This is a genomic window from Polaromonas sp. (assembly GCF_041689105.1).
Taxonomy (GTDB): domain Bacteria; phylum Pseudomonadota; class Gammaproteobacteria; order Burkholderiales; family Burkholderiaceae_C; genus Polaromonas.
In genome coordinates this window covers 1-4,625 of record NZ_JBDNGU010000118.1, presented here as the reverse complement: position 1 = coordinate 4,625, position 4,625 = coordinate 1, and the positions used below count along the sequence as shown (strand labels likewise).

The following is a 4,625-nucleotide window of genomic DNA, read 5'->3' as shown; positions in this document are numbered from 1 at the left end:
TCCGCCCTCGGCGTAACCCTTGACCGTGCCGCCCATCGAGAATTTCTCGCCGGCAGTTTTTTTGTTGAAATCAAACTCTTTAACGTATGTGCAGCCCATGGTGTTTCTCCGGTTAATCGTGGCCTTGGCGGCCGTTAAGACAATCAATCTTTCTCTCCAGCCGATCGAACCTGTCCATCAGCTGCTGCATATCCGCTCTGAACTCTAAGCGTGTAATGTGGTCTCGTGCGACCTCTTCCCGCGTGCGGTTGATCAGGATTCCGAGACGCGAGATCTCGTCAAACTTACTTTTAAGCAAAAAGCCCATGATCGTTATTACCGCACTTAAGACGATGTTCCAGACCATCAGTTCCATGACACCATCCTTTTTCTTTCGGGATTACGTCGGAACAGCATAGGTCTTGATGCCCTCAATCACGATCGTGTAGCGGTCGCCAGCAGCGGCCCCCACCGTCGCGAACAGCACATCGCCGGTCACGCCAGCGCCCGCGTTGTTGGGCAGCCCGCCAAACATGTCGTAGCACATGTGATAGAACTGATTTTCAGGAATAGTCTCGCAAAGCAAATCCGTCGTAGCGTCCCACAATATGTCAACCCCCATGCCCTGGGTTTGTACCCAGAGTTTGTTGATCTTGACCCCGTTGCAGGCGTTGCCCGAGGCGCTGGGGGCCAGCGTGGAGACGTCAATCTTGAGCGCGCCAGCCTCGCCGGTACCGTCCGAGATGTTCGTGAACTTGCCGGTGAACAGGCGCTCACCGTCAAGAATGGTTTGTGAAGTTACTGCGTCAGCCATGGTGATCTCCTGATTTAAAAAACAGGGGTCAAAGCCCCCGCGTTGTTATCCCAGAAGGGTTTAGCTCAGAGCCGCTCCAACAGCGGTCACCCAGGCGGCGCCCGTGCTGATGACCAAGCAGTACTCGTCGTTACCGACGCCGTTGTCGTTGACCAGGCGCACTTGGCCAAGGTTGGCCGCAGCGGCAGGCGGCAAAGCGGCGGTGGCTACTGGGGTCAGGCCAACGAAGGCAGCCGTCTCGACGCTGCCAGTGACTGTGCCAGTGACTGTGCCAATAAAACCGTTGTTCGAAGTGACTGGGCCGGAAAAAGTAGTCGATGCCATGGTGATTTCCTCACATGCGAGTTAAAAGCGCCGCCGTCTGCATGTCGTCAGCCAGGGCTTGGCTGTCTGCAGCGCTTGATAAAGGTGCCCAGAAAAGCCCCCGCATTAAGCGGAGGCTTCGTTTGGCATCTTAGGCAGGGCAATTGTATCGCCCCGCGTAAAACTTAAACTCCGGATGTTCCGAATAAACCGCGTGGGTCAGTCCAGCCCAGAACGTAACGCTCCGTGGCCTTGTAGCGCATGCTGTCGGTTTCGAAGTCGCCCTCCATGGATTTCTCCAAGCCGCGACGCATCAACAGCTTCAGACCTTCGGGGGCGTCGGTCTGAATCCACCAGGCGGTGGTCGATGTGATTCGCGAAAGGTTGGCTTGGCCATCGGCCAGCAAGCCCATCGACTTCACAGGGTTGATGTCGTTGTCGGCGGTACCGGAACGCAACACGCTCTTGAGCAGGGTCTCTGCCTGGAACACGTTAGACGGGCCGGCCACGATCTTCTTGGGTGTCAAGCGGATGCGCTTGCCGTTGTTATCAACAGCGTTGCGAATCTGGATGAGCATCTGCTCCAAGGAGGTCTGCGACAAAGCAGCGGCGGTGGACAGCTGGTTGCTGAACGTGCCGTTGACGATTGGGTGGGCCGTGGAGATCAGCGAGACGCCATCACCGCCGACATACGCACCGTTGAAGGCGCGGTTCAGGATGTTGGCAGCCAGGGTCTCTTTGGTCTCGATCAGGGACTGCGCCAGGTGCTTGGCGTAGGTCTGGCCGATACGGATGTGGTCGCCGTCTTCAACCAGAACTTTGGTCAAAGCGAAGGCCAAGCCGTACACCTTGTAAAGGTAGCGCTGCAGGAACAGGACGCCACCGGACTGGTAAGTCACTGCCATGCCGTCAGGCAGCTCAGGCGCAGCACCGAAACCGTACAGGACGGGCTCTTCGTGGTAATTGCGTGGGATGCCTTTTTGCTCGCGGAAAACTTGTTTCCATTCGTCAGCGCGCTGCTCATAAACACCGTCGAACACTTCGTTCAGAATCGGCTCAACTACGGAACGGAAGTCCGTACTACGCATTGGGGTTGCCATTTTTCAGCCCTCCTTAGATGCTGTTGACGGCTGCTTTGTAGGCGTGTTCGTTGATACGAACGGTGGCCACAACATAAGCGTCGGTCAGCGAGTCATTGATGTTGCCAGAGAAGCCGGTGATCTGGAACTGGCCAGAAGTTGCTTGAATGGCGGTGAGGTTGGTATTGCTCAGGCCCGTGCGGGTCGAGCCACCGGGCGAGGCAACAGTCCAATCGCACTCTTCGCCAACAGCCGTTTGAACGGTGGTGCCAGCGGAGGGGTTGTTGTACTGCACCTCGAACAGCGTTTCTGGATCGTCCAGAACCCAAGCGATGATGTCCGTCGCCGTGGTTCCAGAGGGCCAGAAGGGGCTGACGGTGGGCTTGCCCAAAACGTCGGTGTACTGGCAGCCGGCGAAAATACCCAGGAGGGTAATGCCGTCGGTGGTGCCAGCTCGGGTGCCGTCAGACGAACCCAGTTGAACCACGCCGGCGTCGGTCAGCTTCACGGGGTCACCCGAGAAAATGTTGGCGGCGTAGGTGCTTGCTACAGTGTAGGCCTTCGGGCGCATCTGACCACTGTTGTGGTAAGAGGCAAGAAAGCCAAAAGGTGCGCTTGTCGATGACATTTGCGTTCTCCTTGAGGGATGGTTGAATTGGACCTAGCTTCAAGTCAGCTCGAAATGAGCTTTCCTGTTTTGCCCAAACTCGGACATGCCATCACCCTTGTCGATCCGCGACTTTGATGCTCGAGCTTGCTGCTCCATGAAATCAGCCGTGTCAGTGAGCTTTTCCTCTTCGCGCATTGGCGCGTCGTGGTGGGCTTCCTGCATGTACTTTTCGTACAGGCTCATGGGCAGCTTGAAAGCAAGCATCTCGTTCACGCCAATAAAGCCGACCCAATCACCCGTTTTAATGGTGACGTAGTCCCAGCCAGGAACATCCTCTGGCTTCAGTGGCTCATAACCCAGACGCATGCGCATGTGGATTGAGTCGCGTGAGTTTGTCGTGGTCAGCCAGCACGTGTGCCAGCTATCAAGTTTTGGCAAGTCCGGAAGTGAGGACTGGTGAAACTGCTGCCGGAACATTTCAACCCGCTCATCATCGGACAGAGCGCGTGATTCTGTTGCAGCACGATCTACCATCGCACGGCTTTCACGGTTGTCACCAGCGGATTTTTTTAAGCGTTCATCGGACATTTATTGCTCCTTTCAGCAATTGGGTGAAATTATAGGTCTGAATCTGTTTTAAAACAATCAAGAGCGTTTTGCTCTGTCGTACTCGGAATACCGTTTGACGTATTTTTGACGCAAAAGCGGGTCATCCCAAACGCCAGCGTCAATTAACGCCTGCTTGCGCTCGGGGCTGATGTACACCTCGTTGCGGGTGGAGGTCGGTGCGTGCTCGCGGCCAGAGCCAACGGCTGGGCCACCGCGCGGCGTGCGAAGCGACTGGGCTGGCTTTTCGGCAGCGCCAAACTTCTCCGGGATGCGCCGCGCTGCACGGTCACGCAGCTCGTCCCAATACTCCTCGGTGTCGGGACGCAACCCCTCGCGGTGGAGGGTCTGGTCGATGGCCAGAACAATCGCTGAGTTTTCGTCTCGGCCTTGCGGGTCGTACCACTTGTTCTCGCTGATGAACTCCTTGGCGTAGTGCAAGGTCATGTCGTCCATGCCTTGGTTCTTTGGCAACTGCCGCTGCTGTGCTGCCTGCTGCTTCGAAAACGCCAACTGCTGCGCTTTTTGCAAGGCTTGGTCGCGGTAGCGCATCGCCTGCGTAACGTCGTCGCCATTGCCTGCGGCTACAGCCTTGGAGATAACACGCTCAGCCATTTCGGCCTCGTTGCGGGCCTGGGCGATCTGGGCGTCAAGCTGCCCGAGGTCGGCTTGGTGCGAGCGCTGCTCAACGCTGCCCATGCGGCGCTCCAGGTCATCGTTGCGCTTGCGCAGGAAGTCCAGCTCGAGCTTGTCCCGGCTGATGGCATCATCGCGGCGCTTTTTGCGGTCAACTTTCTCCAAGCGGCGGCGCTCACGGATGGCCTCGCGCTCTTGGTCGTTGGAGTCGCCCCCAGCGCCGTCGTCGTCCTCATTGCTTACCAGTCGTTCGTCATCGCCATCGTCTGTTGTGACCGGCTTTTCTTCAACGATGATCAGCTCTTCGTTATCGGGACCGCCGTCGTCTTCTTTCATTGTTGGCATTTTCAGCTCCTTTCAGCTTGATTGGTTTGAGCGTTGTTCGGCAAGTTTGGACCTCAACTCGTAACCCATGAGGGGCCAAATCTTTTGCACAGCGTTGGCTCGTGCGATTTTTCGGCCTATTTCGGGATCAAAGTTTTCGGGCGATGCACAGGCGCTCTCGCCGGTCACGGTGAATCCGTTGCGCAGGACAAGGACGCAGAAAGTCAGCAGACCAAGCGGAGCCAAGTCGGAGTTGTCTACGGCTGGCTTCTCC

At 56.9% G+C, this 4,625-nt stretch carries 8 protein-coding genes; all 8 read right to left on the bottom strand.

From position 1 onward, the window contains the following. Positions 1 to 112: 112 nt before the first annotated feature. Positions 113 to 355 carry a hypothetical protein gene (locus tag ACESMT_RS13290; protein ID WP_372827075.1) on the bottom strand — a complete coding sequence of 81 codons (243 nt, stop codon included), beginning with the start codon at positions 353 to 355 and terminating at the stop codon, positions 113 to 115. Positions 356 to 379: 24 nt separating this feature from the next. Next, positions 380 to 793 carry a hypothetical protein gene (locus ACESMT_RS13285; RefSeq protein ID WP_372827074.1) on the bottom strand — a complete coding sequence of 138 codons (414 nt, stop codon included), beginning with the start codon at positions 791 to 793 and terminating at the stop codon, positions 380 to 382. Positions 794 to 853: 60 nt separating this feature from the next. Beyond that, a complete protein-coding gene (locus ACESMT_RS13280) occupies positions 854 to 1,117 on the bottom strand; it encodes a hypothetical protein (RefSeq protein ID WP_372827073.1) in 264 nt (87 codons plus the stop codon). 164 nt (positions 1,118 to 1,281) lie between these two features. Next, complete coding sequence (locus tag ACESMT_RS13275) at positions 1,282 to 2,196, bottom strand: hypothetical protein (RefSeq protein WP_372827072.1); 915 nt, start codon at positions 2,194 to 2,196, stop codon at positions 1,282 to 1,284. Between the two features lie 13 nt (positions 2,197 to 2,209). Further along, positions 2,210 to 2,803 carry a hypothetical protein gene (locus tag ACESMT_RS13270; RefSeq protein WP_372827071.1) on the bottom strand — a complete coding sequence of 198 codons (594 nt, stop codon included), beginning with the start codon at positions 2,801 to 2,803 and terminating at the stop codon, positions 2,210 to 2,212. Positions 2,804 to 2,842: 39 nt separating this feature from the next. Next, complete coding sequence (locus ACESMT_RS13265) at positions 2,843 to 3,373, bottom strand: hypothetical protein (RefSeq protein ID WP_372827070.1); 531 nt, start codon at positions 3,371 to 3,373, stop codon at positions 2,843 to 2,845. A gap of 57 nt (positions 3,374 to 3,430) precedes the next feature. Further along, positions 3,431 to 4,372, bottom strand: a complete 942-nt coding sequence (locus ACESMT_RS13260; RefSeq protein ID WP_372827069.1) for a hypothetical protein — start codon at positions 4,370 to 4,372, stop codon at positions 3,431 to 3,433. Positions 4,373 to 4,384: 12 nt separating this feature from the next. Continuing rightward, positions 4,385 to 4,625, bottom strand: a 241-nt coding sequence (locus ACESMT_RS13255) for a Gp49 family protein (RefSeq protein ID WP_372827068.1), incomplete at its 5' end; no start/stop codon positions are given.

What these genes read in the sequence shown, in the direction of transcription:
- ACESMT_RS13260 (WP_372827069.1), bottom strand. Translation starts at nt 4,372, where the DNA reads ATGCCAACAATGAAAGAAGACGACGGCGGTCCCGATAACGAAGAGCTG.
- ACESMT_RS13265 (WP_372827070.1), bottom strand. Translation starts at nt 3,373, where the DNA reads ATGTCCGATGAACGCTTAAAAAAATCCGCTGGTGACAACCGTGAAAGC.
- ACESMT_RS13280 (WP_372827073.1), bottom strand. Translation starts at nt 1,117, where the DNA reads ATGGCATCGACTACTTTTTCCGGCCCAGTCACTTCGAACAACGGTTTT.
- ACESMT_RS13270 (WP_372827071.1), bottom strand. Translation starts at nt 2,803, where the DNA reads ATGTCATCGACAAGCGCACCTTTTGGCTTTCTTGCCTCTTACCACAAC.
- ACESMT_RS13285 (WP_372827074.1), bottom strand. Translation starts at nt 793, where the DNA reads ATGGCTGACGCAGTAACTTCACAAACCATTCTTGACGGTGAGCGCCTG.
- ACESMT_RS13290 (WP_372827075.1), bottom strand. Translation starts at nt 355, where the DNA reads ATGGAACTGATGGTCTGGAACATCGTCTTAAGTGCGGTAATAACGATC.
- ACESMT_RS13275 (WP_372827072.1), bottom strand. Translation starts at nt 2,196, where the DNA reads ATGGCAACCCCAATGCGTAGTACGGACTTCCGTTCCGTAGTTGAGCCG.